The sequence below is a fragment of the Micromonospora sp. NPDC051543 genome (assembly GCF_044454415.1).
In the GTDB taxonomy this organism is placed as follows: Bacteria; Actinomycetota; Actinomycetes; order Mycobacteriales; family Micromonosporaceae; genus Micromonospora.
The window spans coordinates 52,148-77,992 of the sequence record NZ_JBITDT010000017.1; the positions used below are offsets into that span (position 1 = coordinate 52,148).

General features: G+C 72.1%; 24 protein-coding genes. 13 read left to right on the top strand and 11 right to left on the bottom strand.

The genetic code is table 11. The features are described from left to right. The first annotated feature begins 119 nt into the window (after positions 1–119). The 3 genes from ACIA3K_RS26345 to ACIA3K_RS26355 all read left to right on the top strand — a co-directional run bounded on the left by ACIA3K_RS26345 (position 120) and on the right by ACIA3K_RS26355 (position 3,399). Positions 120–506, top strand: coding sequence for a winged helix-turn-helix transcriptional regulator (locus tag ACIA3K_RS26345; protein WP_396804407.1), 387 nt, complete (start codon positions 120–122; stop codon positions 504–506). A 101-nt stretch (positions 507–607) separates the two neighbouring features. Then, a complete protein-coding gene (locus ACIA3K_RS26350; protein ID WP_357133898.1) occupies positions 608–1,195 on the top strand; it encodes a helix-turn-helix domain-containing protein in 588 nt (195 codons plus the stop codon). Continuing rightward, entirely contained in the window at positions 1,195–3,399 is a 2,205-nt protein-coding gene (locus tag ACIA3K_RS26355; RefSeq protein ID WP_396804340.1) for an MMPL family transporter, read from the top strand. The genes ACIA3K_RS26350 and ACIA3K_RS26355 overlap by 1 nt, the downstream gene beginning before the upstream one ends. Before the next feature lie 96 nt (positions 3,400–3,495). On the opposite strand, the gene ACIA3K_RS26360 is transcribed toward ACIA3K_RS26355, so the two are convergent. Beyond that, positions 3,496–4,752 (bottom strand): erythromycin esterase family protein, encoded by a 1,257-nt coding sequence (locus tag ACIA3K_RS26360; RefSeq protein WP_396804341.1) that lies wholly within the window; start codon positions 4,750–4,752, stop codon positions 3,496–3,498. Between the two features lie 100 nt (positions 4,753–4,852). Between ACIA3K_RS26360 and ACIA3K_RS26365 the strand changes: the two genes are divergently transcribed. Further along, a complete protein-coding gene (locus ACIA3K_RS26365) occupies positions 4,853–5,044 on the top strand; it encodes a DUF2795 domain-containing protein (RefSeq protein WP_355052830.1) in 192 nt (63 codons plus the stop codon). Positions 5,045–5,192: 148 nt separating this feature from the next. On the opposite strand, the gene ACIA3K_RS26370 is transcribed toward ACIA3K_RS26365, so the two are convergent. Further along, on the bottom strand, positions 5,193–6,095 hold the full coding sequence (locus ACIA3K_RS26370) for a Gfo/Idh/MocA family protein (RefSeq protein ID WP_396804342.1): 903 nt from the start codon (positions 6,093–6,095) through the stop codon (positions 5,193–5,195). 414 nt (positions 6,096–6,509) lie between these two features. On the opposite strand from ACIA3K_RS26370, the gene ACIA3K_RS26375 reads away from it, so the two are divergent. Then, the gene (locus tag ACIA3K_RS26375) at positions 6,510–6,902 is read left to right on the top strand and encodes a hypothetical protein (protein WP_396804343.1); all 393 of its coding nucleotides are present in this window, start codon (positions 6,510–6,512) and stop codon (positions 6,900–6,902) included. Beyond that, on the top strand, positions 6,895–7,311 hold the full coding sequence (locus ACIA3K_RS26380; protein ID WP_396804344.1) for a hypothetical protein: 417 nt from the start codon (positions 6,895–6,897) through the stop codon (positions 7,309–7,311). The genes ACIA3K_RS26375 and ACIA3K_RS26380 overlap by 8 nt, the downstream gene beginning before the upstream one ends. 32 nt (positions 7,312–7,343) lie before the next feature. On the opposite strand, the gene fabG is transcribed toward ACIA3K_RS26380, so the two are convergent. Beyond that, positions 7,344–8,102, bottom strand: coding sequence for a 3-oxoacyl-ACP reductase FabG (gene fabG, locus ACIA3K_RS26385; RefSeq protein WP_396804345.1), 759 nt, complete (start codon positions 8,100–8,102; stop codon positions 7,344–7,346). A gap of 296 nt (positions 8,103–8,398) precedes the next feature. Between fabG and ACIA3K_RS26390 the strand changes: the two genes are divergently transcribed. Further along, positions 8,399–11,995: a S8 family serine peptidase gene (locus ACIA3K_RS26390; protein WP_396804346.1), complete on the top strand. Its 3,597-nt coding sequence runs from the start codon at positions 8,399–8,401 to the stop codon at positions 11,993–11,995. Positions 11,996–12,049: 54 nt separating this feature from the next. Here ACIA3K_RS26390 and ACIA3K_RS26395 read toward each other — a convergent pair whose 3' ends face one another. Beyond that, the gene (locus ACIA3K_RS26395; RefSeq protein ID WP_396804347.1) at positions 12,050–13,702 is read right to left on the bottom strand and encodes an alpha-amylase family protein; all 1,653 of its coding nucleotides are present in this window, start codon (positions 13,700–13,702) and stop codon (positions 12,050–12,052) included. A gap of 71 nt (positions 13,703–13,773) precedes the next feature. Here ACIA3K_RS26395 and ACIA3K_RS26400 point away from each other — a divergent pair, with 71 nt between their 5' ends. After that, entirely contained in the window at positions 13,774–14,388 is a 615-nt protein-coding gene (locus ACIA3K_RS26400; RefSeq protein WP_396804348.1) for a DUF1349 domain-containing protein, read from the top strand. Between the two features lie 94 nt (positions 14,389–14,482). Next, positions 14,483–15,154 carry a DedA family protein gene (locus ACIA3K_RS26405; RefSeq protein ID WP_396804349.1) on the top strand — a complete coding sequence of 224 codons (672 nt, stop codon included), beginning with the start codon at positions 14,483–14,485 and terminating at the stop codon, positions 15,152–15,154. 18 nt (positions 15,155–15,172) lie between these two features. Here the strand turns inward: ACIA3K_RS26405 and ACIA3K_RS26410 are convergent, their stop codons facing one another. Then, positions 15,173–15,931, bottom strand: coding sequence for a YidC/Oxa1 family membrane protein insertase (locus ACIA3K_RS26410; protein WP_396804350.1), 759 nt, complete (start codon positions 15,929–15,931; stop codon positions 15,173–15,175). Between the two features lie 96 nt (positions 15,932–16,027). Next, on the bottom strand, positions 16,028–16,321 hold the full coding sequence (locus tag ACIA3K_RS26415) for a DUF6412 domain-containing protein (protein WP_357133867.1): 294 nt from the start codon (positions 16,319–16,321) through the stop codon (positions 16,028–16,030). A 171-nt stretch (positions 16,322–16,492) separates the two neighbouring features. Between ACIA3K_RS26415 and ACIA3K_RS26420 the strand changes: the two genes are divergently transcribed. From ACIA3K_RS26420 to ACIA3K_RS26430, 3 genes are all read left to right on the top strand, one after another. Beyond that, positions 16,493–17,626, top strand: coding sequence for a glutamate--cysteine ligase (locus tag ACIA3K_RS26420; protein WP_396804351.1), 1,134 nt, complete (start codon positions 16,493–16,495; stop codon positions 17,624–17,626). A gap of 23 nt (positions 17,627–17,649) precedes the next feature. Beyond that, positions 17,650–19,029 carry an FAD-dependent oxidoreductase gene (locus ACIA3K_RS26425; protein ID WP_396804352.1) on the top strand — a complete coding sequence of 460 codons (1,380 nt, stop codon included), beginning with the start codon at positions 17,650–17,652 and terminating at the stop codon, positions 19,027–19,029. A 72-nt stretch (positions 19,030–19,101) separates the two neighbouring features. After that, positions 19,102–20,070: a LacI family DNA-binding transcriptional regulator gene (locus tag ACIA3K_RS26430; protein WP_396804408.1), complete on the top strand. Its 969-nt coding sequence runs from the start codon at positions 19,102–19,104 to the stop codon at positions 20,068–20,070. Between the two features lie 166 nt (positions 20,071–20,236). Here ACIA3K_RS26430 and ACIA3K_RS26435 read toward each other — a convergent pair whose 3' ends face one another. From ACIA3K_RS26435 to ACIA3K_RS26450, 4 genes are all read right to left on the bottom strand, one after another. Continuing rightward, positions 20,237–21,190, bottom strand: a complete 954-nt coding sequence (locus ACIA3K_RS26435; protein WP_396804353.1) for a carbohydrate kinase — start codon at positions 21,188–21,190, stop codon at positions 20,237–20,239. Further along, positions 21,187–22,452: an AGE family epimerase/isomerase gene (locus ACIA3K_RS26440; RefSeq protein ID WP_396804354.1), complete on the bottom strand. Its 1,266-nt coding sequence runs from the start codon at positions 22,450–22,452 to the stop codon at positions 21,187–21,189. Before ACIA3K_RS26440 ends, ACIA3K_RS26435 begins: the two co-directional genes overlap by 4 nt. A 224-nt stretch (positions 22,453–22,676) precedes the next feature. After that, positions 22,677–23,102 carry a nucleoside deaminase gene (locus ACIA3K_RS26445; RefSeq protein ID WP_396804355.1) on the bottom strand — a complete coding sequence of 142 codons (426 nt, stop codon included), beginning with the start codon at positions 23,100–23,102 and terminating at the stop codon, positions 22,677–22,679. Positions 23,103–23,115: 13 nt separating this feature from the next. Then, entirely contained in the window at positions 23,116–23,997 is an 882-nt protein-coding gene (locus ACIA3K_RS26450) for a fructosamine kinase family protein (protein WP_396804356.1), read from the bottom strand. A gap of 76 nt (positions 23,998–24,073) precedes the next feature. On the opposite strand from ACIA3K_RS26450, the gene ACIA3K_RS26455 reads away from it, so the two are divergent. Then, positions 24,074–24,940 carry an aminoglycoside phosphotransferase family protein gene (locus tag ACIA3K_RS26455; RefSeq protein WP_396804357.1) on the top strand — a complete coding sequence of 289 codons (867 nt, stop codon included), beginning with the start codon at positions 24,074–24,076 and terminating at the stop codon, positions 24,938–24,940. Between the two features lie 9 nt (positions 24,941–24,949). Here ACIA3K_RS26455 and ACIA3K_RS26460 read toward each other — a convergent pair whose 3' ends face one another. After that, a complete protein-coding gene (locus tag ACIA3K_RS26460; RefSeq protein ID WP_396804358.1) occupies positions 24,950–25,759 on the bottom strand; it encodes an Fpg/Nei family DNA glycosylase in 810 nt (269 codons plus the stop codon). Positions 25,760–25,845: the final 86 nt, after the last annotated feature.

Below are 25,845 nucleotides of genomic sequence, written 5' to 3' on the forward strand. Positions count from 1 at the left end.
ATCCTCCTTGGTGCACGGTTTGTTACCGACGCCATCGTCTGTGACCATGAGCGGGAGCGGAAGGAGGCACTGTCGTGTCCCAGAGGAACAGCGATGTGTCCGCCCTGGTGGAGGCCGAGCTGACCTGCTCGGCGGAGAACGTGCCCTTCACCCCCGGGCAGGCCCGGGCGTGCACCGTCCGCGAGGTCCTCGACCGGGTCGGCGGCAAGTGGAGCATCGGCATCCTGGTGGCCGCCTCGCACGGCCCGGTGCGCTTCACCGAGTTGGAGCGGCACATCGAGGGCATCAGCCGCCGGATGCTCACGCTGACCCTGCGCAACCTGGAACGCGACGGCCTGCTGCACCGCACCGTCTATCCGACCGTGCCACCGAAGGTCGAGTACGTGGCCACCCCGATGGCCCTGGAGCTGTACGAGTCGCTGGTGGCCCTGACGAGTTGGGCGGAACGGCACCGCCGGGCGATCGCCGAGGCGCGGACCAGGTACGACGCGGAGCACGCGGACTAAAACAGAAACCGGGTGTGGGGAACGCCACCCGGTTCGTCTGACCGATCGGTCAGGGTCTGACCGATCGGTCAGGCATGCTGGTTCGCGGAGGTGGACCGGTGATGGCGAGAGCGGTGTCCGAGACGCACGGCGAGATCCTGGCCGCAGCGGCGCGACGGTTCGCGGTGACCGGCTACCGGGGCACCTCGTTGCAGGACATCGCCCGCGAGGTCGGCTGCTCCAAGGCCACCGTGCTGTACCACTTCGCCAACAAGGAAGCCCTGCTCGCCGAGCTGATGGCACCGGCCATCACGGTGCTGACCGACCTCGACGACCAGCTCAGCGGCCTGACCGGCGCGGCCGCCCAGGACGTCGCCGCGGTCGGCTTCGTCGACCTCGCGGTCCGGTTCCGGCGGGAGATCGCCGTCCTGCGCGGCGAGTTCCCGGAGCTGCTGTGCCAGCCGGCCTTCGCCCACATCCAGCAGATCTCCGAACGGCTGCGCGACGCGCTGGCCGGCCACTCCGACCGCCCCGGCGCCCGGATCGCCGCGCTGGTGCTGTTGGCCGGCATCTCCGAGGCGTGCGCCGAGTTCGTCGACATCCCCGACGACGAGCTGCGTCCCGCCCTGCTCACCCTCGCCCGGCGGGCCGTCGAACCCGTCGGAACACCCCAGCCCCAACCACCCACGACCGAGGACAAGGACTCCTGATGGCCACCCTGCTCTACCGGCTCGGCCGGGGCGCGCTGCGCCGGCGACGGCTCGTCGTCGCGCTCTGGCTCGTCGTACTCGTCGGTGCCGGCCTCGCCGCGGCCACCCTGCGCGGACCGACGGCGAGCAACTTCACCATGCCCGGAACCGAGAGCCAGCGCGCGCTGGACCTGCTCAGCGAGCAGTTCCCCGCGGCCAGCGGCGCCACGGGCACGATCACGCTCAAGGCGCCCGGGGACGGCCAACTGGCCACCCCGGAGGGCCAGGCCGTGGTGCAGGAACTGGTCCAGCAGGCCGGGACGCTGCCCGGCGTCGTCGGCGCGGTCAACCCGCTCCAGGTCGGCGCGGTCTCGCCCAACGGCCGGTACGCGCTGGTGCAGGTCCAGTTCGCCACCGGAGCGGACGAGGTGACCGACGAGCAGAAGACCGCGTACGAGGAGGTCGGCGCGGCCGCCAAGGCCAAGGGCTGGCAGGTCGCCCCGGGCGGTGAGGTGCTGGGCGGGGAGCCGGAGATCGGCTCGACCGAGGCGCTCGGCGTCCTGGTCGCCGCGATCGTCCTGATCATCACTTTCGGCTCGCTGGTGGCCGCCGGCATGACCATGCTCAACGCGCTGATCGGCGTGGGCGTCGGCATGGCCGGCCTGTTCGCGCTCAGCGGCGTCATCGAGTTGACCAGCACGGCACCGATCCTCGCGCTGATGCTCGGCCTCGCCGTGGGCATCGACTACTCGCTGTTCATCACCTCCCGGCACCGACAGAACCTGCTCGACGGCCTGCCGCCGGACGAGGCCGTCGGCCGGGCCGTCGGCACCGCCGGCTCCGCAGTGGTCTTCGCGGGCGCCACCGTCGTCATCGCGCTCGCCGGACTGGCCGTGGTGGACATCCCGTTCCTCACCGTCATGGGTCTCGCCGCCGCCGGCACCGTCACCGTGGCCGTCCTCGTCGCCATCACCCTGCAGCCGGCGCTGCTCGGCTTCGCCGGTCGCCGGGTGCTCCCCCGCCGGCTGCGGGCGCTCGCCAACGAGGGCACGCCGGGCACCGACGCGGACCTCGACCGGCCGGCCCCGGCCGAGGACCGCACCCGGTTCGGCTTCCGCTGGGCCCGGTTCGTCACCCGTTTCCGCGTACCCGTCATCCTGGTCGGGCTACTCGGCCTGGGGCTGCTCGCGCTGCCCACGCCCGACATGCGGCTGGCGTTGCCGGGCGCGGCGACGGCCGCCGTCGGCTCTCCCGCCCGGGTGGCGAACGACCTGACCGTCGAGGGCTTCGGCCCGGGCTTCACGGGCCGGCTCGCGGTGGTCGTGGCCGGCGACGACGCACAGGCGACCGCGGCCGCCGTACCGCAGGTCACCGCGCTGCTGCAACGTACCGAGAACGTCCTCGCGGTGGCGCCGCCGCAGCTCAGCCCGGACGGCCGGACGGCGCTGCTCGGCGTGGTGCCCAAGACCGGCCCGACCGACGAGGCCACCGAGACGCTGGTGCACGACATCCGTGGCTCGGTCAGCGGCATCCGAGGCGCGGACGTCCTGCTCACCGGCGTCACCGCGATCGGCATCGACGTCTCCGAGAAGCTGTCCGACGCGCTGCCGGTCTACCTGCTGCTGGTGGTCGGGTTGTCGGTCCTGCTGCTGATGCTGGTGTTCCGCTCGCTGCTGGTGCCGGTCAAGGCCGCGCTGGGCTTCCTGCTCACCGTCGCCGCCACGTTCGGCATCACGGTGGCGGTGTTCCAGCAGGGGCACCTCGCCGACCTGGTCGGCCTGGACACGCCCGGCCCGCTGATCAGCTTCCTGCCGATCCTGCTCATCGGCATCCTCTTCGGGCTCGCCATGGACTACGAGGTGTTCCTGGTGTCCCGGATGCGGGAGGACTTCGTGCACGGCGAGAGCGCCCGGGCGGCCACGATCAGCGGCATGGGGCACGGCGCCCGGGTGGTCACCGCCGCCGCGCTGATCATGATGTCGGTGTTCGGGGGCTTCGTCTTCCTCGATGACCCGGTGATCAAGTCGATGGGCTTCGCGCTCGCCATCGGTGTGGCCATCGACGCCTTCGTGGTCCGCATGACCATCGTCCCGGCCGTGATGTCCCTGCTCGGTGACCGCGCCTGGTGGCTGCCCCGCTGGCTGAACCGCGCCCTGCCCAACGTCGACATCGAGGGCGAAGGCCTCCGCGACCACCTCACGACCCAGGAACCCACGAGGGTCTAGGCCCCAGCCTGGTCGATCATGGAGTTGTGGTGCCCGTCGCGCCCTGACTCGGGCACTTCGTCCGGCACCACAACTCCATGATCCGCGCTGGCCCGGTCACACGCCGGCCGGGTACGTCTCCATCTCGCCGGGGGCGGCGGGGACGGCCAGCGGGTGCAGGGCTGTCGTCTCGTCGCACCAGATCAGCGCGTCGTAGCGGGCGGCCAGGCGGGTCGGCACATAGTTGCCCCAGGACTCGAACGACGGGTCGTAGACCACCCCGATCGCCCGGTGGTCCGCCGGCTCGGTGACCCAGCCCGGCTGGTCGTCGCCGCCGAAGACGAGCACCGCCCGCTCGGGCATCAGCTCGTGCAGCCGCCGCTCCACCGAGCCCTCCCGAGCCGGCGGCACCACCATCGCCTCCGAGGGCGAGCCCCACCGGGGAGCGGCGATCACCGTGCCCCGGTAGGTGCCGAACCCGATCAGCGCCACCGCGTCGTCGCCGTGCCGTTCACGGGCCAACTGACCAATGTTGACCATCCCGTCGGCGGCCATGTCGGTGGCCCGCGCGTCCCCCACGTGCGTGTTGTGCGCCCAGACGATCCCTCGGGCGTCCGGGCCGTAGCGGTGCAGCAGCCGGTCCAAAGTGTCCTGCATGTGGGTGTCGCGGATGTTCCACGAGTCCGGACCGCCGGCCACCATCGCCCGGTAGTAGCGCTCCGCGCCGGCCACCACCTCCGCGTTCTGCCAGGCCGAGAAGCGGTCCGGGCCGTCCGACATGGCCTGTTCCCGGGTACGCGCCAACAGCCGGACCACCTCCTCCTCGCACCGGGCGGAGACGAACCGGCTGGCCGCGCCGTACTCCTCGACCCGCTTGCCGTACGGCTCGAAGCACCGGTACGCGTCCTGCGCCGCCTCCAGCGAGGTCGGGTCCTCCTCCCCCAGGTAGTCGAAGATCGCCTGCATCGACTCCCAGAGGCTGTAGACGTCGAGCCCGTGGAACCCGGTCCGCTCGCCCTCGGGCCGTTGCAGGTTCCACGCCCGCAGCCACCGACAGAAGCGCGCGACCTCGGCGTTGGCCCACATCCAGGTCGGCCACCGCTCGAAGCCCTCCAGCGCGCTCTGCGGATCGAGGGCCCCGCCGGGCGCGGCGGTGACCGAGCGGTGCACCCGGTCGCAGTCCGGCCAGTCGCCCTCCACGGCCACGAACGAGAAGCCGCACTCCGCGATCAGCCGACGGGTCAACTGTTCACGGAGCCGGTAGTAGTCGTAACTGCCGTGCGTGGACTCGCCGATCATCACCACCCGGGCGTCCCGAACGCGCTCCAGCAACGGGTCGAAGTCGCTCGGCGCGCCGAGCCGCTGAACCAGCATGGGAGCGGCTACCCGGCGCTCACGTCGACAAACCGTCGGCGCGTCGCGAGCCGACACGCCGTCAGCGTGTACGCCTGACCCGAACGGGTAGCCATCCGACATGACCGTGTCAGGCGTGCAGTTGCAGGAGTACCTGGCCGGGCTCGACTACCCGGTCTCCCGCGAGGACCTCGTCCGCTGGGCGCAGGAGAACGGCGCCGACACGACCATGCTGCACCTGCTCCAGGCCCTACCACCCGAACAGTTCGACAACCCCGAAGAACTAACCGACGCCCTAACAACCCCCACCTGAACCCCACCCCTCCGGCCCCCACACCCCAAACCCCAGACCCCAGACCCCAGACCCCGTTGATCATGAAGTTATTGCCACCCGGCCCGGCGTGTCGGAGCAATAACTTCATGATCAACGGGGTCAGGCGAAGGGGGAGGGTGGGACGGGGTTAGGGGAGGGGGATCGTGCGGGATTGTTGGCGGGCCTCCTCGGCGGCGGCGATGATCGTGACCACCTCGCGGCCGAAGCGGACGTCGCAGCGGTGGTCGCGGGCACCGGACTGGACCTGCTCGACGAGCTGGTCGATCGCCACACCGAACGCCGTCGCGGCGTCGTTCTCGCCGTGCGGCACGGTCTCGATGCCGTTCTCGCCGTAGAACACGAACTCCCGGGCCATGGCCTCGGTCGGCGCGTCGAGGGAGAGCGAGACGCTGCTGGTCGCGCCGCCCTCGTGGGTGAGCAACAGGTGCACCATCCCGCTCGGGCCGTCCATCGCGGCCACCTGGGTGACCTTGCCCAGCACCGGCAGGAGGATCGAGAGCGCGTGCGGGGCGATGTCCCAGAGCGCGCCGTGCTCGCGACGCCACAGCGAGCCGCCGTACGGGCTACCGTCCTGGAAGATCGACGCGAACGCCGTGGTGCGGCCGTGCTGCCAGCCACCGGCGGCGGCGGTCGACGCGAGGAACGCGGTGACGTTCGGCTGGAACCGCTGGGTGAAGAACACCACGGAGGCCACTCCCGACGCCTCGGCGGCGGCGACCACCCGGTCGGCGTCGTCCACGGTGAGCGCCAACGGCTTGTCCAGCAGCAGGTGCCGGCCGGCATTGGCGGCCCGGACCGCGATGTCGGCCTGGACGTCCGGGGGCAGCGCGACGGCGACGGCCTCGCACAGCTCGATGAGGGCGTCGACGTCGGCGTACGCGGGCACGCCGTACCGCTCGGCCAGCGCGGAGGCCCGCTCCGGGTTACGCCCCCACACCCCGACCAGCTCCGCGTCCGGGTGGGCGTGCAGCGCCTTCCCGTGCGTCTCGATCGCCCAGTGACCGGTGCCGAACAAGCCGAACCGCAGCACGTGTACCTCCGCTGTTTCCCCCCACCGTGGCGACGCCACGGACGTGATCCACGCTAGTCGCCCTGCTGGCCACGCCGATGGCGGGTCGCCAACCGACGAGTCGGGTGGTTCGCCGGCCGTCGTCCGGCGTGCTCGTGATGTCCCTGGTCTGGCGTCGCCCGCGTCGCCCTGCGCCGGGTGGCAAGGGGGTAGGTGACGTCCGTCCTTTGCTCTGCTTCAACCCAGGAAACACCCGACGTCCGATAATCGGACGCCAGGTGTTTCCTTGAGTGAAGCAGAGCAAAGGACGTCAGGTGGAGGGTGCCGGGCCCGCGCGACGGCAGCCGAGGGGCGCGACGGCCAGGCAGCGCGCGGCGGGTACTACGACGGTTAGTAGGCTGTGCCGGTGACCGAGGCGACGACCGGGTGGGGCCGATGACCAGCGCGGCGGCCGGCTCGCCGGTGGACGGGCTCCTCGCGACGGTGTCGATCGTGCTGTCGCTGCTCGTCGCCGTGTGGGCGCTGGTCGTGGCGGTACGCCACCGGCCGCCGGACCGGGTGCAGTTCGCCGGTCTGGCCGTACTCGAGTTGGTGTTGCTCGCGTTGGGTGTGCTGGCCCTCGTGGCGGTCGGCGGCGGCGACCGGCCGGGCGAGCCCGGCGCGTTCTTCGGCTACCTGGTCACGCTGGTCTGCCTGCCACCGCTGGCCTGGGTGCTGGCCCGGATGGAACCGACCCGGTGGGGGTCGGCGATCGTCTGCGCGGTCTGCCTGGTGACGCCGGTCGTGGTGGTGCGGTTGCAGCAGACCTGGGAGGTCCTCGGTGGTTGAGACTCGTCCGGCCCGGCAACGCACGAACTCCGGCCCCGGCCGTCTGTTGATCGCGGTCTACCTGCTGTTCGCCATCGCGGCGACGAGTCGGGCGGGCCTACAGATCGCCACGAAGTTCGACGAGGCGCCGGTGGCGTACCTGCTCTCCGCCCTGGCCGCGCTCATCTACATCGTGGCCGCGGTGGGTCTGGCCCGGGCCGGGCACACCGGCCGACGGGTGGCGCTGGTGTGCTGTTCGGTGGAGCTGGTCGGTGTCGTCGCGGTCGGCATCCTGAGCCTGGCCGACAAGGCCCTCTTCCCGGACGAGACGGTGTGGTCCCAGTTCGGCAGCGGGTACGGCTACATCCCGCTCGCCCTGCCGGTGCTGGGCCTCTTCTGGCTCTGGCGCACCCGCCGCGACCCGGCCTGACCGGCCGGGCCGCGGAACGGAAGCGGAGCAGGTCAGGCCCGTGGGCCGCCGGCCACGTAGATGACCTGGCCGGAGACGAAGCCGGCGCCCTCGCTGGCCAGGAACGAGATGGTGTGGGCGACGTCCTCCGGGCGTCCCGGCCGGCGCACCGGGATCTCGGCGGCGGCGTGCTTCTGGAAGTCCTCGAAGTCGACCTTCATGCGAGCGGCGGTGGCCGCCGTCATGTCGGTGACGATGAAGCCGGGCGCGACGGCGTTGACGGTCACCCCGAACGGCCCCAGCTCGATGGCGAGCGTCTTGGTGAAGCCCTGGAGGCCCGCCTTGGCGGCGGCGTAGTTCGCCTGCCCCCGGTTGCCCAGCGCGGAGGTGCTGGACAGGTTGACGATCCGCCCCCACTTGCGGTCCACCATGTGCTTCTGGGCGGCCTGGCTGAACAGGAACGCCCCGCGCAGGTGTACGCCCATGACCGTGTCCCAGTCGGCGTTGGTCATCTTGAACAGCAGGTTGTCGCGCAGCACGCCGGCGTTGTTGACCAGGACGGTGGGAGCGCCCAGTTCGGCGGCGACCCGCTCGACGGCGGCCCCGACCTGGTCACGGTCGGACACGTCGGCACCCACGCCGAGCGCGCGACCACCCGCGCCGGCGATGGCGTCCACCGTCTCCTTGGTGGCCGCCTCGTCGATGTCGACGACCGCCACTGCCATCCCGTCGGCGGCCAGCCGCCGGGCGGTGGCGGCACCGATACCGCGTGCGGCTCCGGTGACGATGGCGACGCGCTGCTCCTCCGACATGATTACCTCCGGGTAACTTGGGGTGATCGGAGGAGCCTAACTCCTGACCGGCAGTTACCAGCGATGACCATCGCTTTACACAAGCGATCTGTACCAGATGATCTTCCGCGCGTAGCGTCCCGTTCGCTGTCACCCCGCCAGCGAACAGACGACGAGGCAAGGAACGACATCAGTTGAAGTTCTCGCGTACCCGTGGAGCCTGGCTCGCCGCCATGGTCTCCACGGCCCTCGCGGCGACCGGTGGCACACCCGCCCTGGCCGCCCCCGGTGCACCGGCAAACCCCGGCTCGCCCCCCGTGACAGATCTGCCCACCCCGCCCGGCGCCCACTCGGTCACCCTCATCACCGGCGACGTGGTCACCACCCGGCAGGGCGCCAACGGCGGCACCCTCGACGTACGCGGTCCCGGCGGCGCCCCGACGGCCGTGCGGGTGGTCGAGGCCGGCGACGACCTGTACGTCTACCCGCAGTCCGTGCTGCCCTACGTGGCCGCGAACACCCTGGACAAGCGGCTGTTCAACGTCACCCGCCTGATCGCCGACGGGTACGACGACCGGGGAACGGACCACCTGCCCCTGATCGTCTCGTACGACGCCGGGAGCGCCGGCCTGCGCACCAGCGGCGCACCGGCCGGTGCGACCCGCACCCGTACCCTGAGTAGCATCTCCGGTGCCGCGCTCAGCGAGGACCGCGACCGGGCCGACGAGTTCTGGACCGCGATCACGGCCGCCCCGGACGCGAGGGCGCTCGCCCCGACCGGCGACAAGGGACGCTTCTCGGGCGGGATCGCCAAGATCTGGCTCGACGGACGCGTACACGCCGACCTCGCCGACACCACCGCACAGATCGGCGCTCCCGCTGTCTGGGCCGGCGGCGACACCGGCGCGGGCGTACGGGTCGCCATCCTGGACACCGGCATCGACGCGGCGCACCCGGACCTGACCGACCGGATCAGCACGTCCGCCGTGTTCGTGCCGGGCGAGGAACTCACCGACCGGGTCGGGCACGGCACCCACGTCGCCTCCACCATCGCCGGAACCGGCGCCGCCTCCGGTGGCCGGGAGAGGGGTGTCGCCCCCGACGCCCGGCTCGCCATCGGCAAGGTGCTCAGCGACAACGGCTCCGGGATGGACTCCTGGATCCTCGCCGGCATGGAATGGGCGACGCGGCAGGCCGACGCCAGCATCGTCAACATGAGCCTCGGCTCCAATCAGCCCGGCGACGGAACCGACCCGCTGAGCCAGGCGGTCAACACGCTCAGCGCCGAGACCGGCGCGCTGTTCGTCATCTCCGCCGGCAACGCCGGGCTGCCCGGCAGCGTGAGCGCACCGGGTGCGGCGGACGCGGCGTTGACCGTCGGCGCGGTCGACGGCGACGACCAGCTCGCCTCCTTCTCCAGCCAGGGTCCCCGGATCAGCGACGAGGCCATCAAGCCCGAGCTGACCGCGCCCGGCGTCGCTGTGCTGGCGGCCCGTTCGCAGTACGCGCCCGGCGAGGGCCCGTACCAGAGCCTGGACGGCACCTCGATGGCCGCGCCGCACGTCGCCGGTGCCGCTGCCCTGCTCGCCGCCCGGCACCCGGGCTGGACGGGACAGCAACTCAAGGACGCCCTGGTCAGCACGACCAAGGCCACCCCGCAGTACGACGCGTACCAGGCCGGCACCGGCCGGGTCGACGTCGCCGCCGCCGTGCGGGCCCCGATCGTCGCCACCGGAGCCGTCTCCACCAGCGTGCGACAGGGCACCACGAGGGCCACGCACCCGCTGACGTACACCAACACCACCGGGCAACCTCGCACGCTGGCCCTGTCGGTGGACGCGCCGAACGCGCCGGCCGGGCTGTTCAGCCTGTCGGCGGCGCAGCTGACCGTGCCCGCGAACGGCACCGCCAGCGTCACGCTGACCACCGACACCTCCCGGGCCGCCACCGGCAGCCGGTACACCGGCCAGATCGTCGCCACCGGACCGGATCGGGCGGTGCTGACCCGCACGGCCGTCGCGCTGGGCACCTACACGCCGTACCACCAGCTCCGGTTGGAGATGACCGACCGGGCCGGCAAGCCCGCCAGTGGCATCGTCGAGCTGGGCCAGCCGGGCAGCTACGACATCAGCTTCGTCGAGACCGACGGGGACGGAGTCGCGCAGCTCTACCTGCCGGAGGGCGTCTGGTCGGCGATGAGCTTCCTGAACGTCACCGGCAGCCACGGACCGAACTCACTCGGCGTGGCGCTGCTCGGAAACCCCGACATCAACCTGAATGCGGACACCACGGTCCGGCTGGACGGGAAGGCGGCCCGCCAGGTCGAGTCGTCGGTGCCGCAGCAGACCGCCGACACGTTCACCCGGCTGGACTACTACCGGTCCCAGGGTGAGGGCCGCTGGCGCTCGTTCATCGCCGGCGGGGTGTTCTACGACAGCTTCTGGGCGCAGCCCACCAGCCGGGACGTACGGCACGGCGACTTCTACCTGGGTGCCCGGTGGCGCAAGGAGCAGCCGGTGCTGACCGTGGGCACGACGAAGGTGAACTTCGACGACGTGGTACGTCAGCAGGGCACCACCCAGTTGCCGAAGGGCAGGTGGACGTTGCCGACGGTGTTCGCCGGCAACGGCGCGGCGGGCGACTACGCCGGGTTGAACGCCCGGGGCGCGGTGGTCGTGGTCCGGCGCAACTGGGACGTCACCGACGCCGAGCAGGCCGCCGCGGCGACCGCCGCCGGGGCGAAGATGATGCTGGTCGTCAACGACTTCCCGTGGCGCGAGGTGCGCGACTACTCGATCGACTTCTTCACACCCACGCCGATCGAGGTGGCGATGCTCAGCACCGACGAGGGTGAGGCGTTGATCCGGCAGGTGCAGCGCGGATCCACGAGGGTCGAGGTCGTCTCGCAGCCGGTCGCGGACTACGTGTACGACCTGGTCCAGGCGTACCACAACCGGATTCCGGGCAACCTGAGCCGGACCGAGACCCCGAAGACGCTGGCCCGGGTGGACGTCGGCTTCAACGTGCCGACCCCGCAGACGCGGGGTGGCGAATTCCGCTACGACTGGCCCTCGTACAACAACTGGGGCATCGGCCAGACCAGCAACCGGCCGCTCGCGCCGACCCGCACGGACTGGGTGTCCACCGGCGACCTCTACACCTGGGGCCAGGAGGCGTACCTCGACTCCACCACGTACCAGATCGACCCCCGGACCAGCTTCCGCGCCGGCAGCAGGAGTCAGGAGCGGTTCTTCACGCCGATCGAGCGGCCGCACCTGAACAACAACTTCAAGCTGCCGACCCGCTCCGGGGACAGCCTCAACCTGGACGTGCCCGGCTGGGGTGGCGACGACCACGTCGGCATGGCGATGAGCGCCGCGGGGCAGACCAACCGGCTCTACCAGGGCGGGACGCTGCTCGGCGAGAGCACCAGCACGTGGGTCAGCGGCACCGCGCCGAGCGCGGGCGACCTGCCGTACCGGTTGGTGGTCGGTACCACCCAGGACCCGACCGTCGGGGCGTACTCGACCAGCACCACCACCGAGTGGACGTTCCGTTCGAAGGCGCCGGCCGCCGGGGTGGAGTCGAGCGTGCTGCCGTTGCTCCAGCTCGACTACGGCGTCGACACCGACGCCGCCGGCACCGCGAAGGACCGGACCGCGCTGACCCTCTCCGCCGCGCACCTGCCCGGCGTGACCGGGTGCGCCAGCATCCGGCCGGTCCGGCTGGAGATCTCGTACGACGACGGCGCGCACTGGCAGCGACAGACGCTGGACCGCGCCAAGGACGGCGCCTGGACGGCGACGCTGCGAGCGCCGAAGGGTGCGCGGTACGTGTCGCTGCGGGCCGACGCCGCCGACGGCTCGGGCAACTCGGTCCGGCAGACCGTGCTGCGGGCATTCGGGGTGCGCTGACCGGCCATCGTTCAGACCGAGGGGACCGCGCCGATCGGCGCGGTCCCCTCGTGGTCAGTAGCCGCGCCCCCGGCAGAGGCGAATCCACCGGTACCCGTACCCGGAGACCTTCACCGCGCCGAGCTTGCCCAGCTCGCCGTAGCCACGGTCGGTGAGCACGTCGATCGGCAGGTCGGCCTCCGCTTCGAGGCTGCTCAGGTCCACATCGACGTCGTCGGTACCCAGGTTGTGCAGGAAGACCATCGTGCCGGTCGGTCCGTCCGCGCGGTGCGCCAGTACCCCGGGCGGCATCTCCACGTCGATGTGCGTGGTGGAGCCGGAGCCGATCTCGGGGGCCTCCCGAAGGGTACGGATCATGCGCTCGAACCAGGCGAGCAGCGACTTCGGGTCGCCACGCTGGGCGGTGACGTTGACGTTCTGGTAACCGAACTCACCCTTGTCGATCACCGGGCGGACCAGCTTCTCCGCATCCGCCGTGGAGAAGCCGGCATTCGGCTTGTACGACCACTGCATCGGCGTACGGATCGCCTCCCGCCCGGGTAGCGACAGGTCCTCGCCCATCCCGATCTCCTCGCCGTAGCGCAGCACCGGAGTGCCGCGCAGGGAGAACTGCAGGGCGTACGCCAGCTCGATGCGCCGCCGGTCGTTGCCGAGCATCGGGGCGAGCCGGCGGCGGATGCCCCGGTCGTAGATGCGCATGTTCTCGTCCGGACCGAACTCGGCGTACACCTGGTTGCGCTGTTCGGTCGTCAACCGGGACAGGTCGATCTCGTCGTGGTTGCGCAGGAAGGTGGCCCACTGCCCACCGACCGGGAGCTTCGGTGTGTCACGCAACGCCTCGATCAGCGACTCCGGGTCCTGCCGCGCGAGGGCGAGCACGAGCCGGCCGTTGAGCATGAAGTCGAAGAGCATGTGGATCCGGTTTCCGGAGCCGCTGGCATCGCCGAAGAACGTCGGAAGCTGGTCCGGTTCGACGTTCGCCTCGGCGAGCAGGACGGCGTCCCCGCGCCGCCACTGCACGTGCTGGCGCATCTCGGTGAGGAACTCGAAGTCCTTCGGGGAGTCCGGGTTGCCCGGCTCGGTCAGCTCGATGATGAACGGCACCGCGTCCATCCGGAAGCCGGAGACCCCGAGCTGGAGCCAGAACGACATGATCTTCTTGACCTCGGCCCGGACCTCGGGGTTGGCGAAGTTCAGGTCCGGCTGGAACTTGTAGAAGCGGTGGTAGAACCACGCCTTCGCGGTGCGGTCGTAGCTCCACGTCTCCTTCTGTTCCCCGGGGAAGACCATGCCCTGGTGGCGGTCGTCCGGCTCGGTGTCGGACCAGACGAACCAGTCCCGGTACGGCGAGTCGGGCGAGGAGCGGGCGGACTGGAACCAGGGGTGCTCGTCCGAGGTGTGGTTGACGACCAGGTCGATGATCACGCGGATGCCCCGGTTCTGCGCCTGGTGCAGCAACTCGGCGAAGTCACCCAGGGTGCCGAAGCGGGGGTCGACGTTGTAGAAGTCGGTGACGTCGTACCCGTCGTCGCGGTTCGGCGACGGGTGGATCGGGTGCAGCCACAGGCACGTCACGCCCAGCCGGGCCAGGTAGTCCAACCGGCCGATCAGACCACGGATGTCGCCCACACCGTCGCCGTCCGAGTCGGCGTACGTGTCGATGTCGAGGCAGTAGACGACGGCTTCGGAGTACCAACGGTCACCCATGCCGCGAAAATCTCTCCAGTTGATCTCCACGGCAAACCTGACGGACGGCGGCGGTCGGTACCCTGCCCGGCATGGAGACCGACCTCGTACCGCCGAGCGATGAGTTGGACTGGTCCCGGGGCCGGTGGTTGCACCCGCCGGTGCGCGCCGAACACGGTCCGGCCGGTGAGCTGGTCGTCGAAGCCGGGGCGGAGACCGACTTCTGGCGGCGGACCAGCTACGGCTTCGTCCACGACAACGGGCCGGCGCTGCTCGCGCCGCTCCCCGTCGGCGCGGCCATGGAGGTGAGCTTCCGGCTCGACTTCTCCGCGCAGTTCGACCAGGCCGGCGCCATGGTCCGGGTGGACGAGGGGACGTGGGTCAAGGCGGGTGTCGAGGTGAGCGACGGCGAGTCGCAGCTCGGTGCCGTGGTGACCCGGGAGTTCTCCGACTGGTCGGTGGCCCCGGTGCCGGGGTGGGCGGGTCAGGAGGTGACCGTGCGGGTCAGTCGGGCCGGTGACGCGCTGACCGTACGGGCGCGGGTGGCCGACGCGCCGTGGCGGCTGGTCCGACTCGCCCCGCTGGACCCGGAGGCCGAGGCGATGGCCGGCCCGTTCTGCTGCGCGCCGACGCGCGGCGGCCTGACGGTGAGTTTCACCGCCTGGCGACAGGGCCCGGCCGACACCGCGCTGCACCCGCAGGACTGAAGCCGTTCGTGGCGCGGGTCACCCGCAGGTGTGCCACGCCGATCATTGGGTATGACAACCCGATCCCCCCGTAGGCCCGTCGGAAGGATGACCAATGGCGTACGCCCAGGCTGGTGACCCCTCCGAGTTCACCGGCCTGACCGGGTGGGTGGCGTCCGTCATCGAGGCGATGGGTCCGGTGGGCGTGGCCCTGCTGGTCGCGTTGGAGAGCATCGTCCCGCCGATCCCCAGCGAGATCGTGCTGGCGATGGCGGGTTTCCTGGCCCACGAGGGTCAGTTCAACGTCGTCCTCGTCATTGTCGCCGCGACCGTCGGCTCGCTGGTCGGCGCGCTGGTGCTCTACTGGCTCGGCGCGGCGCTCGGCGAGGAACGGCTCAAGCGCTGGCTGGACCGCATCCCCCTGGTGGACCGCGACGACCTGGAGAGGGCCGACCGCTGGTTCGAGCGGCACGGCCGTTGGGCGGTGCTGATCGGCCGGGTGGTGCCGGTGGTCCGCAGCCTGGTCTCCGTTCCGGCCGGGGCCAACCGGATGCCGCTGGGCCAGTTCGTCCTGCTCACCACGATCGGCAGCGGCGTGTGGAACGCCCTCATCGTCGGGGCCGGTTACGCGCTGGGCAGCCGGTGGCAGAACGTCGAGCGGTACAGCGACTGGTTCAACTACGCCATCGGCGCGGTCTTCGTCGTCATGGTGGTCAGCTGGGTCGCCCGGAAGATCCGCCGTCGCCGGCAACGCGACGACCGGCGGTCGGTGACCGCCGGTCGCTGATCCGCGTCCTCGCCGTGATCAGGGCACCTGATGCCCCACGGCGGGTGCCGGCGCTGCCTGCGGCCGGCGCAGCACCACCTGCTCCAGCGCCGACCAGGCCGTCGTCGTCACCAGGTAGATCACCGCGGCGAGCGGCAGCACCAGCGCCACCACCACGGTCGTGAACGGCAGCAGGGGCAGCAGCCGACCGAGGGTGGCCGCCCCCGGCCCCTCGGTGGGCGTACCGGCCACCGTGCCGACCGCCGCCGACGCACGCCGCGCCCGGCGTGACGACCACCAGGCCAGCGCCAGCAGCAGGACCAGCAGGCCGGCGAAGAGCGGTCCGGCCGCGCCGGCCAACCCGTCGCTGAGGTGGTGACCCAGCGGTACGCCGGCCAGCCGCTCGTCGAGCAGTCCCGTGCCACCCTCGTCGGTGGCGAACAGCCGGTACAGGACCAGCAGGAACGGCGCCTGGATCAGCAGCGGCAGGCAGCCGGCGACCGGATTCGCGCCGGCCGAGCGGTACAGCGCGAACACCTCGCGCTGGAGGGTCGCCGGGTCGTCGGCGTACCGCTGCTGTAGCTCGCGGACCTGCGGGGCGAGCGCCGCGCGGCGTCGCTCTCCGCGGACCTGCGCGACGGTCAGCGGGGTGATCAGCAGCCGGACGGCGACGGTGAGCAGCACGATGGCGGCGACGGTCGCCGTGCCGTCGGCCAGCGGTTCGAGCAGATCGGTGAGCCAGGACAACGCGCTGCCGGCGACGCCGACGACGGTGGAAAGTGGTGCGAAGGCGAGCATGGGAAACCCCTCGGTCCGATTCCGGTGGGTCCTGGAGCCGTCGTGGACGGCGCGTAGGACCGATGACGGTGGGATCGGCCGCGCGGCGAGGTGTCGCTACGCGGCGCGGGGGCGTCCGGGTGCGCGGGGGCGGGGTCGTCCGGCGGCGTCCGGATCGATCTGGCGGGGTGTCCGGCGGCTGCGGGCCCGGGCGCGAAGCCCGGCCCAGCGTCGGGCGACACCGGGTGCGCGGGACGGGCCGAGCGGGCGCGCGGCGAGCAGCGCGGCGACGAGGACCAGGGCGGTCAGCGCGGCCCCGGCGAGCAGGTCGGCCGGACGATCGGCGAGCATGCCGAGCTGGGCGAACGCGGACATCCACGTGGCCCAGAGAAATCCCAGCAGCACCGGCACGGGCTCAGCATAGAACCCGGTGTCACGTCCCCCGGCCGGATCGCCGACGGTCCGGCCGACACGCCGGGAACGCCGTGCCGTCACCACGTTTCCGGGCGTTACCACCGTGGGTAACCACACGTCCGACCGGCGCGGACGGACCGCGAGCGGCAGAACGGACGGTGGTGCGCGATGACGGGGCAGGTGGCGGAGGCGCACGGGACGACCGCGGGGACCGATGCGCTCACCGTTGGCGTCGAGGAGGAGTTCCTGCTCGTCGACCCACACACCGGCGCTGCGGTGCCCGCCGTCGACCTCGTGCTGGAGCAGGTCCCGGCGGAGCTACGTGGTCAGGTAGAGCGCGAGTTCCAGACCAGCCAGATCGAGATCGGCTCGCCGCCCGGTCTGGAGCTGTCCTCGATCCGGCACTCCCTCGGCGTACTCCGTAAGGCCCTTGCCGACGCGGCCGAGCGGGCCGGCGTACGGCTGCTGGCCATCGGCACCGGCCCGGTGGACGGCCCGGTGCCGCCGGTCGTCGACAAGCCCCGCTTCGACCGGATGATCGAACGGTTCCGGCTGCTCGTACCCGGTCCCGGCAACAACGGCATGCACGTGCACGTGGGCGTCCCCGACCCGGAGACCGGCGTGCAGGTGCTCAACCACGTCCGGCCGTGGCTGCCGACGCTGCAGGCCGTCACCACCAACTCGCCGTTCTCCCGTGGCGAGGACACCGGCTACGCGAGCTGGCGGTCGGTGGAGTGGGAGCGCTGGCCGTCGGTCGCGCCGACGCCCTTCCTGGAGTCCCCCGAGCACTACCAGCGGCTCATCCGCCAGTTGATCTCCAGCGGGGTGATGCTGGACGAGGGGATGCTCTACTGGTACGCCCGGCTGTCGGCGAAGTACCCGACCGTCGAGCTGCGGATCGGCGACGTCTGCCCGACCGTGGACGACGCGGTGCTGGTCGCCGCGCTGGTCCGCGCTCTCGTGGCCACCGCCATGGACGACGTCGAGGCCGGCCGCCCCGCGCTGCGGACCGACCACCACCTGCTGGTCGGCGCGCACTGGCGGGCCGCCCACGACGGCCTGGAGGGCGAGGGCGTCGACGTCACCACCGGCGAGCCGAAGCCCGCCTGGGAGCTGTTGGACCGGTTCGTGGAACGGCTACGGCCGGCGCTGGAGCGGCACGGCGACTGGGCCGAGGTGTCCGACCTGCTGGGCGGGCTGCGCCGCCACGGCACCGGCGCGGCCCGGCAGCGCGCCGTGTACGCCCGCACCGGACGGCTCGTCGACGTCGTGCAGGACGTGGCGCGACAGACCCGCGGCTGAGCGCCGCGTGACAGGATGATCCTGTGGCGCAACGATTGATCGTCATCGGCGGGGACGCCGCCGGCATGTCGGCGGCGTCCCAGGCACGCCGCCGCCGCGACCGGGACGACCTGGAGATCGTGGTCTTCGAGCGGGGCCACTTCACCTCCTACTCGGCCTGCGGCATCCCCTACTGGATCTCGGGGCTGGTGCCCGGCCCGGAGCATCTGATCGCCCGCGACCCGGAGACGTTCCGCACGAAGTTCGACATCGACGTGCGGATGCGCCACGAGGTGACGGCCATCGACCTCGAACGGCGCCAGGTGGTCGCCCGGGACCTGGACCACGGCGGCGAGGTCTCCGAAAGCTTCGACGAGCTGATGTACGCCACCGGCGCGACACCGACCAAGCCCCCGTGGGCGCAGTCGGACGTCGCCGGCGTGTTCGGGGTGCAGACCCTCGACGACGGCGCGGCGCTGCGCGACTGGCTGGACGCCGAACCGAAGCCACGCCGGGCGGTGGTGGTCGGCGGCGGCTACATCGGCGTCGAGATGGCCGAGGCGATGATCCAACGCGGCCTCTCCGTCACGCTCGTCGAGCAGGCCGCGCAACCCATGTCGACGGTCGACGCCGACATGGCCGAACTCGTCGCCGAGGCCATGCGTGGCCTCGGCGTCACCATCCGCGCCGGCCTGCCGGTCACCGGCCTCGACCAGCGGGACGGCCGGGTGTCCGCCGTGGTCACCGCCGAGGGGCCGATCCCGACCGACGTCGTGGTCCTGGGCCTGGGCGTACGCCCCAACGTCGCGCTCGCGGAGGCCGCCGGGCTGCCACTCGGGCCGACCGGCGCGATCCGGGTGGACCGGCGCATGCGGGTCCCCGGCTTCCCCGGAATCTGGGCGGCCGGCGACTGCGTGGAGACCCTGCACCGGGTCAGCGGGATGCCGGTCTACATCCCGTTGGGCACCCACGCCAACAAGCAGGGCCGGGTGGCCGGCATCAACATCGGCGGCGGGTACGCCACCTTCACCGGCGTGATCGGCACGGCCGTGACCAAGGTCTGCGAACTGGAGGTCGGTCGCACGGGCCTGCGGGAGCGGGACGCCTCAGCGGCCGGCTTCGACTTCGTCTCGGTGATCGCCGAATCGACCAACCGGGCCGGCTACTACCCGGGCGCCCGGCCGATGACCGTCAAGTTGATCGCCGAACGACCCAGCGGCCGTCTGCTCGGCGCGCAGATCGTCGGGTGGTCCGAGGCGGCCAAGCGGATCGACACTCTGGCCGTCGCGTTGTGGAACGGCATGACCGTGGACGACATGACCGCACTGGACCTGGGCTACGCTCCGCCGTACGCGCCGGTCTGGGATCCGGTGCTGATCGCCGCCCGCAAGGCGGTCGACGCGCTCGCCGCTCTCGATCGCTGACCCGCGCCCGCCGTGGAGGTCCACCCCGTGACCCAGACCCCGACCAGGCCCGCCGCGCGCCGACGACCGACCATGGTCGACGTCGCCCGGCACGCCGGAGTGAGCCTGAAGACGGTCTCCCGGGTGGTCAACGACGAGCCGGTGGGTCAGGAGCTGCTCGGCCGGGTGCTGGCCGCCATCACCGAGTTGGGCTTCCGGCGCAACGACATCGCGCGCAACCTGCGCTCGCGGCAGCTCAACGCCACCGTCGGGCTGTTGATCGAGGAGATCGCCAACCCGTTCTACGCCACGATCGCGAGCGTGGCCGCTGAGATCGCCGCCGCACACGGCACGATGCTGATCACCGCCTCCTCCGAGGAGGATCCGGAGCGCGAACGCGCCGTCCTGCAGGACTTCACCCAGCGCCGCGTCGACGGGCTGCTGGTCGTACCGGCCGGCCCGGACCATTCGTTCCTGCGCCGCGAGGTCGAGCTGGGCATGCCGGTGGTCTTCCTGGACCGGCCACCGCAGGGGCTGCTCGCCGACACCGTGCTGCTGGACAACTCCGGTGGCGGCCGAGCCGGGGTCGAGGCCCTGCTCGACGAGGGGCACCGACGGGTGGCACTTCTGCTCGGCGCGCCCAGCGTGCCCACCATGCGCGAGCGGCTGGTCGGCGCGCGTACGGCCCTGATGGCAGCCGGCATCGAGTCGGACGAGTCCCTGGTCCGCGACCGCCTGATCGCCCCCGAGGACGCCGGGCGGGCGGTCGGCGCGCTGCTCGACTCCCCGAACCCGCCCACCGCCTTCTTCTGCGGCAACAACCGGCTGACGGTCGGCGCGTTGCAGGAGTTGCACCGCCGCGGCAGCGACGCAGCGCTGGTCGGCTTCGACGACTTCGAACTGGCCCACCTGATGCCCCGACCGCTGACCGTCGTCGCCTACGACACACGCGAACTGGCCCGGGTGGCCACCGAGCGCCTCTTCGAGCGGATCGCCGGCGACGACTCCCCACCGTCGACGACAGTCCTCCCCACCCGCCTCCTACCCCGAGGCCTCCCCTAACCCCGCCGAGCCCCGCGCCCGGCCCGCGCCGAGCCCCGCGCCCGGTCCGCGCCGATCTTGCAGTTTCTGTCGCCGTTTTGCGCGGGTCCAGGTGTTTTGTCGGGACAGAAAGTGCAAGATCGCGGAGATCCTCGTGTGGACCGGGGCGGGCGCGGGGGCGGGGGGGTTAGTGCTGGGCTGCCAGGAGGGCTTTGACTTCGGCCTGGGTTGGGGGGTTGGCGCCTCGGCGGGCGCAGGTCAGGGCCGCCACGGTCGCCGCTTGGCGCAGCACCGTCGTCCACTGCTGCTCGGTGACGGCGGCGAGCCGTTCGGCCGGCCGGGCGCCGAGCGCGTCGATGTCGGCCAGTGCGGCGAGCAGGCCACCGGTGAACGAGTCGCCCGCTCCGACGGTGTCCACCACCGTGGTGCGTACGGCCGGCTGCTCGTGCAGCACCCCGTTCGGGGCGAGCAGCCACACGCCCTCACCACCGCGGGTCACCACCGCGCAGGACACTCCGGCCTCGCGCCACTCGGCCATCACGTCGGCGATCGACCGGTCCGGGTAGAGCCAGGCCAGATCCTCGTCGCTGGCCTTGACCAGGTGCGCGAGGGGCACCTGCCGGCGTACCCGCTCCTGCTCGGCGGCCCGGTCCGTGACGATGCTCGGGCGCAGGTTGAGGTCGATCGAGAGGGTGAGCCCGCCGCGGTCGCGTTCGCGGGCGAGCAGCCCTTCCAGCGCCTGCGCCCCGGGGGCGAGCGCGAGGGCGAGCGACCCGCTGTGCAGGGCCGTCGCCGAGGAGTCGGCGAGGTCGGGTAGTTCCTGCGGCGTCCACTGCCAGTCCGCCGCGCCGTCGAGCCGGAACTCGTAGCTCGCCTGGCCGGTGGCGTCCAGGGTGGCGACCGCCACCGAGGTGGGCTCGGACGCGTGGACGGCCCAGCGCAGGTCCACCTGGTTGGCCGCCAGGTAGTCGGCGATCTGCCGGCCGTACTCGTCGGAGCCGAGGCGGGCCAGCAGCCGTACCGGCTGGTCGAGCCGGGCCAGGGTGACCGCCACGTTCGCCGGCGACCCGCCCGGGACCGCCCGCTGCCCGTCGGCGGTGACCACCAGGTCGATGAGGGCCTCCCCCGCCACGACGATCATGCGGTCACCGTGCCCGGGGCGAGCGGGCCGGGGCCACCGAGGCCGTCGGCCGAGCGGGACAGCAGCACCGCCTGGTACGCGTGGTACACGTCGGGTCGGCCGTGCCAGACCGTGTCGGCGGGCAGGTTCCGCGCGTCCAGCTCGTGCCGCCAGCCGGTGCCGTCGATCAGGTAGCGGCGCGCGTACGCCCAGAAGACCCGGTACCAGTCGGCGTAGACGGCGTCCCCGGTGCGGCGGTGCAGGGTGACCGCCGCGCCGATGGCCTCGGCCAGCACCCAGTGCATCCGGGAGCGGACCACGGGCCGGTCGTCCCAGTCGATCGTGTAGACGAAGCCGTCCGCGCCGTCGACCGCCCAGCCACGTCGCAGGGCGGCGGCGAAGAGGGTACGGGCGTCGGCGAGCAGCCAGCCTGGCGGCTGCGGCAGGACGGCTTCCAGTTCGAGCAGCAGACGGGCCCATTCCAGCCAGTGGCCCATCGTCGAGCCGTACGGCCGGAAGGGGTCGGCGGGCTGGTCGCGGTTGTAGTCGAGCAACGGCGTCCAGTCGGTCGTGAAGTGCTCGGGCAGCCGCCAGTCGTGCCGGGCGGCCTCGGTGTGCACCAGGTGGTTGGCGATCCTCAGCGCCCGGTCGGTCCAGCTCGTGTCGCCGGTGGCGGCGGCAGCGGCGAGGAACGCCTCGACCATGTGCATGCTGCTGTTCGCGCCCCGGTAGTCCTCGGTGACCGTCCAGTCCCGGTTCCACGACTCGCGGACCGCGCCCGCCTCGTCGTCCCAGAACCGGTCCAGGACCACGCTGAGCGCGTCCGCGAGCAGCCGGTCCGCGCCGGGTCGTCCGGCCCGGGCGGCGCTCGACGCGGCGAGCAGCACGAACGCGTGGTCGTACCCGGCCTTGCGCTCGTCGATCGGCGTGCCCTGCTGGTCGACAGCGTTGAACCAGCCGCCGTACCGGTCGTCGCGCAGCAGCGTGTCGAGCGCGGCGAGGCCGTGGTCGACGATGGCGGCGGCGTCCGGGTCGCCGTTGCGGTGGGCGAGCGCGGCCACGTGGGTCATCCGGCAGGTGATCCAGGTGTAGACGGCCTCGCCCCGGTCCGGGGTGCGGTCGTCGGTCAGCCACCAGAAGCCACCCTCGGATCGGACCGAGCGGCGGGCCGTGTCGAGCAGCGTGCGGGTCTGGTCGGCGAGGAACCCGTCCAGGTCGGGCAGGTCGGGCACCCCTGCCGGGGCAGGGGTCGGTTCGGCGTCGAAGCGGGGCGCGTCGGTCATCTCAGCTGGTCACCGTCGAGGAGCGAAGGGGCATACGGCAAGGATCGGCGGACGGACCGGGTCCGCGCCGGCAAACCCGCTAACGGTACGCCCGGAGCTGGTCGACCGAAGGGGACGCGGCGCAACAAGGATCATGAGGAACATCATCCCGTTTGCCCGTTGACATCGTTGTCACCCCTCAACCCTGCTCCGACCGCCGGCTCACTGTCAATTCGCGTCCCGTGCTAGTAGTGGTCGTCGATCGGTCGACGCGCCTCCTCGAACAGCGCCGGCCCCTCGTAGCGAACCGGAGGCAGCGGCGGGGTGGCCGGCTTGACCTCCTCGAACTGCTCGCTGGAGAGCGCGTACACGACCCGGCCGAGGCCGGAGCGGTCGATCGCCGTCGCGCACATCGGGCAGGGCTGGCAACTTGTGAACATGGTGGTGCCGGCGGCCACCTCGGCGGACAGCTCCCGGGCGGCCCAGCGGGCCAACTTCAGCTCCGGGTGGGCGGTGATGTCCGAATCCGAGACCACGGTGTTGTGATCCTCGACGAGGACGACGCCGTCCGCGTCGACCAGCAACGAGCCGAACGGCCGTTCGCCGGACGCACCGGCCTGGCTGGCGATCTCCACGGCGCGGCGGAGGAACTTCTCGTCATCGGGTGTCACATGGCCTCCCGGGTCACGTCCTGCTGCGGAACGGGGCGAGCGTGGCGCGGATCTGGTCGCCCGCGCCCCAATCGTCGTCGAACTGGGCCAGCACCGCGAGGTGCTGTCGCAATTGGACGATCGGCATCCGGGCCTGCCAATCGTCGTCGAGCGACGTCAGCTCGGCATAGAGGTCGAAGAACCGCCGCGCCTCGGGCGGGGGCGACGTCGTCCAGACGTGGGCGAGGTCGACCTCGGCCCACAGGTAGGACACCGCCGGGTCGATCAGCGCCGGCTCCCCGTCCGGCGTGGCCAGGACGTTCTGCGCCCACAGGTCACCGTGCGTGAGGCACGCGGGCCGGGCCGGCAGCAACTCGGGCAGCCGCGAGCAGAGCCGTTCCAGCGCCGCCCGGTCCTGCCGGTCGAGCGCGGCGTCGACACGGGGCTCGCCGAGCCACCGGAGCAGCCGGTGCTGCGCGAAGAACGCGAACCCGTCGTCGTTCCAGGTGTTGACCTGTCGTCGACGCCCGAGCCAGTTGTCCCGGTACCAACCGAAGCGCGGATGGGTCGTGCTCAGGTGCAGGTGGGCCAACAGATGCGCGAATCGCTCCCAGAACGCCTCGCTGCTCGGCCTCGGCCGCAGCAGCGACAGCACCAGCACGTCCCGGTCCGCGAGGAGCACCTCGGGCGTCGGCACGCCGCCCAGGTCGCGCAGCGCTGCCAACCCGTCGGCCTCGGCGGGGAAGACGTCGTCGGCCGGCGGCTCGGCGAACGCCTTGACGAACACCGACGGCGCGTCCCGACGGGTGGCGATGCCCGCGAGCGCCGCGAGCCCGCCCGCCGCCGGCTCGACGGCGACGACATCGCGCATTCCGGCGCGCAGCAGGCTTTCCCGCAAGAACGGCCCCGGTCGCATCAGGACAGGCTCCCGGATGTCCGATCCGGTGTCCACCCGGGGTGCCAGCCGCCCTGGACGCGGGCACGATGGCGGGATGGAACTGCCCGAGGGGCTTGGTTGGGTACGAGCGTCAGCGATGGGCCGGGCCTGGCTCACCGCGCTGCCGACGCTGGTGGCGGAGTGTGCCGAGCGGTGGTCGCTGCGGCTCGGTGCGCCGTTCCGGTACGCGTACGCCTCGCTGGCGCTCCCCGCCGATCTGCCCGACGGTACGGCGGCGGTGCTCAAGGTCCAGTTCCCGGACGAGGACAGCCGGTACGAGGCCCACGCGCTCGGCCACTGGGCCGGCGACGGCGCGATCCGGCTGCTCGCCCACGACCCCGAACGACGCGCGCTGCTGGTGGAGCGCCGTCGACCCGGTACGCCCCTGCACGAGCTGCCGATGGACCGGGCGCTGGACGCGGCGGTCGACCTGCTGCCCCGGCTCTGGCGACCGGCCGGCGCACCGTTCACCCCGCTCGCCGAGGAGGCGGCCGGCTGGCTCGACCGGATGCCGCGCAGTTGGGAACGGGCCGGCCGGCCGTACGAGCGCCGGCTCCTCGACGCGGCGCTCGCCCTGCTGGTCGACCTGTCGGCGAGCCAGGGCGAGCAGGTGCTCGTCAACCAGGACCTGCACGCCGGCAACGTGCTCGCCGCCGAGCGCGCCCCCTGGCTGGCGATCGATCCCAAGCCGCTGATCGGCGAGCGGGAGTTCTCGGTGGTGCCCCTCGTACGCGGTCCGGAGCTGGGTCACTCGCCGGCCGCCGTCCGGCACCGGCTCGACCGGCTCGGCACCGACCTCGGGCTGGACGTCGACCGGGTCCGGGGCTGGACCATCGGCCACTGCCTGGCCTGGAGCATCGCCGACCAGGTCGTCTTCGCGCACCAGGTCGAGGTGGTCCGCTGGCTGCTCGGCGGCGACTGACGCCGGAGGTCAGCCGGCCTGGCAGGTACGGCACCAGTAGAGGTTGCGGCCGACCAGTTCGCCGCGACTGACCTCGGTGCCGCAGATGTGGCAGGGCGCGCCGGCGCGGCGGTAGACGTACACCTCGCCGCCGTGGCGGTCGACGCGCGCCGGCCGACCCATCGCCTCGGGCAGGTGGGCGTCGCGGACGGTGTCGATCCGACCGTGTTCCAGGGCGAGCCGCATCAACGCGACCAGGCCGACCCAGAGGGCGTCCCAGCCGGCCCGGGCCAGCGTCCGACCGGGCATCGTGGGCGGCAGCCCGGCCCGGAACAGCGCCTCGGTCACGAAGATCAACCCCGTGCCGGCCACCACCGACTGGTCGAGCAGCAGCGCCGCGAGGGGCGTCGGGCTGCGGGAGATCCGGGCGTACGCCCGCTCGGGGTCGGCGTCGGCGCGCAGCGGATCCGGACCGAGGCGGGCCCGCAGGGCGTCGACCTCGGGCGGGGTGAGCAGTTCGCACGCGGTCGGACCGCGCAGATCCAACCAGTGCCGGTCACTGGCCAGCCGCAGCCGCACCTGGCCGACGGGCTCGGGGGGTGTTCCGGAACCGTCGGTGAACCTGCCGTACAGCCCGAGGTGCACGTGCAGGGTCACCTCGTCGGCGAAGTGGTGCAGCAGATGCTTTCCGTACGCCTCGGTGCTGTCCAGGACGGTGCCGGAGAGCCGCGCGGCGCCGTCGGCGAAGCGGCCCTGTGGGCTGGCGGCGTGCAGCTTGTCACCGGCGAACAGCTCGGCGTGCCGGGCCGCCAGGCGGTGGATCGTATGTCCCTCTGGCACGGGTGCCAAGGATAGCCAGCCCGCGTAGGTACGCCGAGCGCGTCGGGGGCCAGCGGTCCAGAGGTATCTATTGACTTCTATTACTA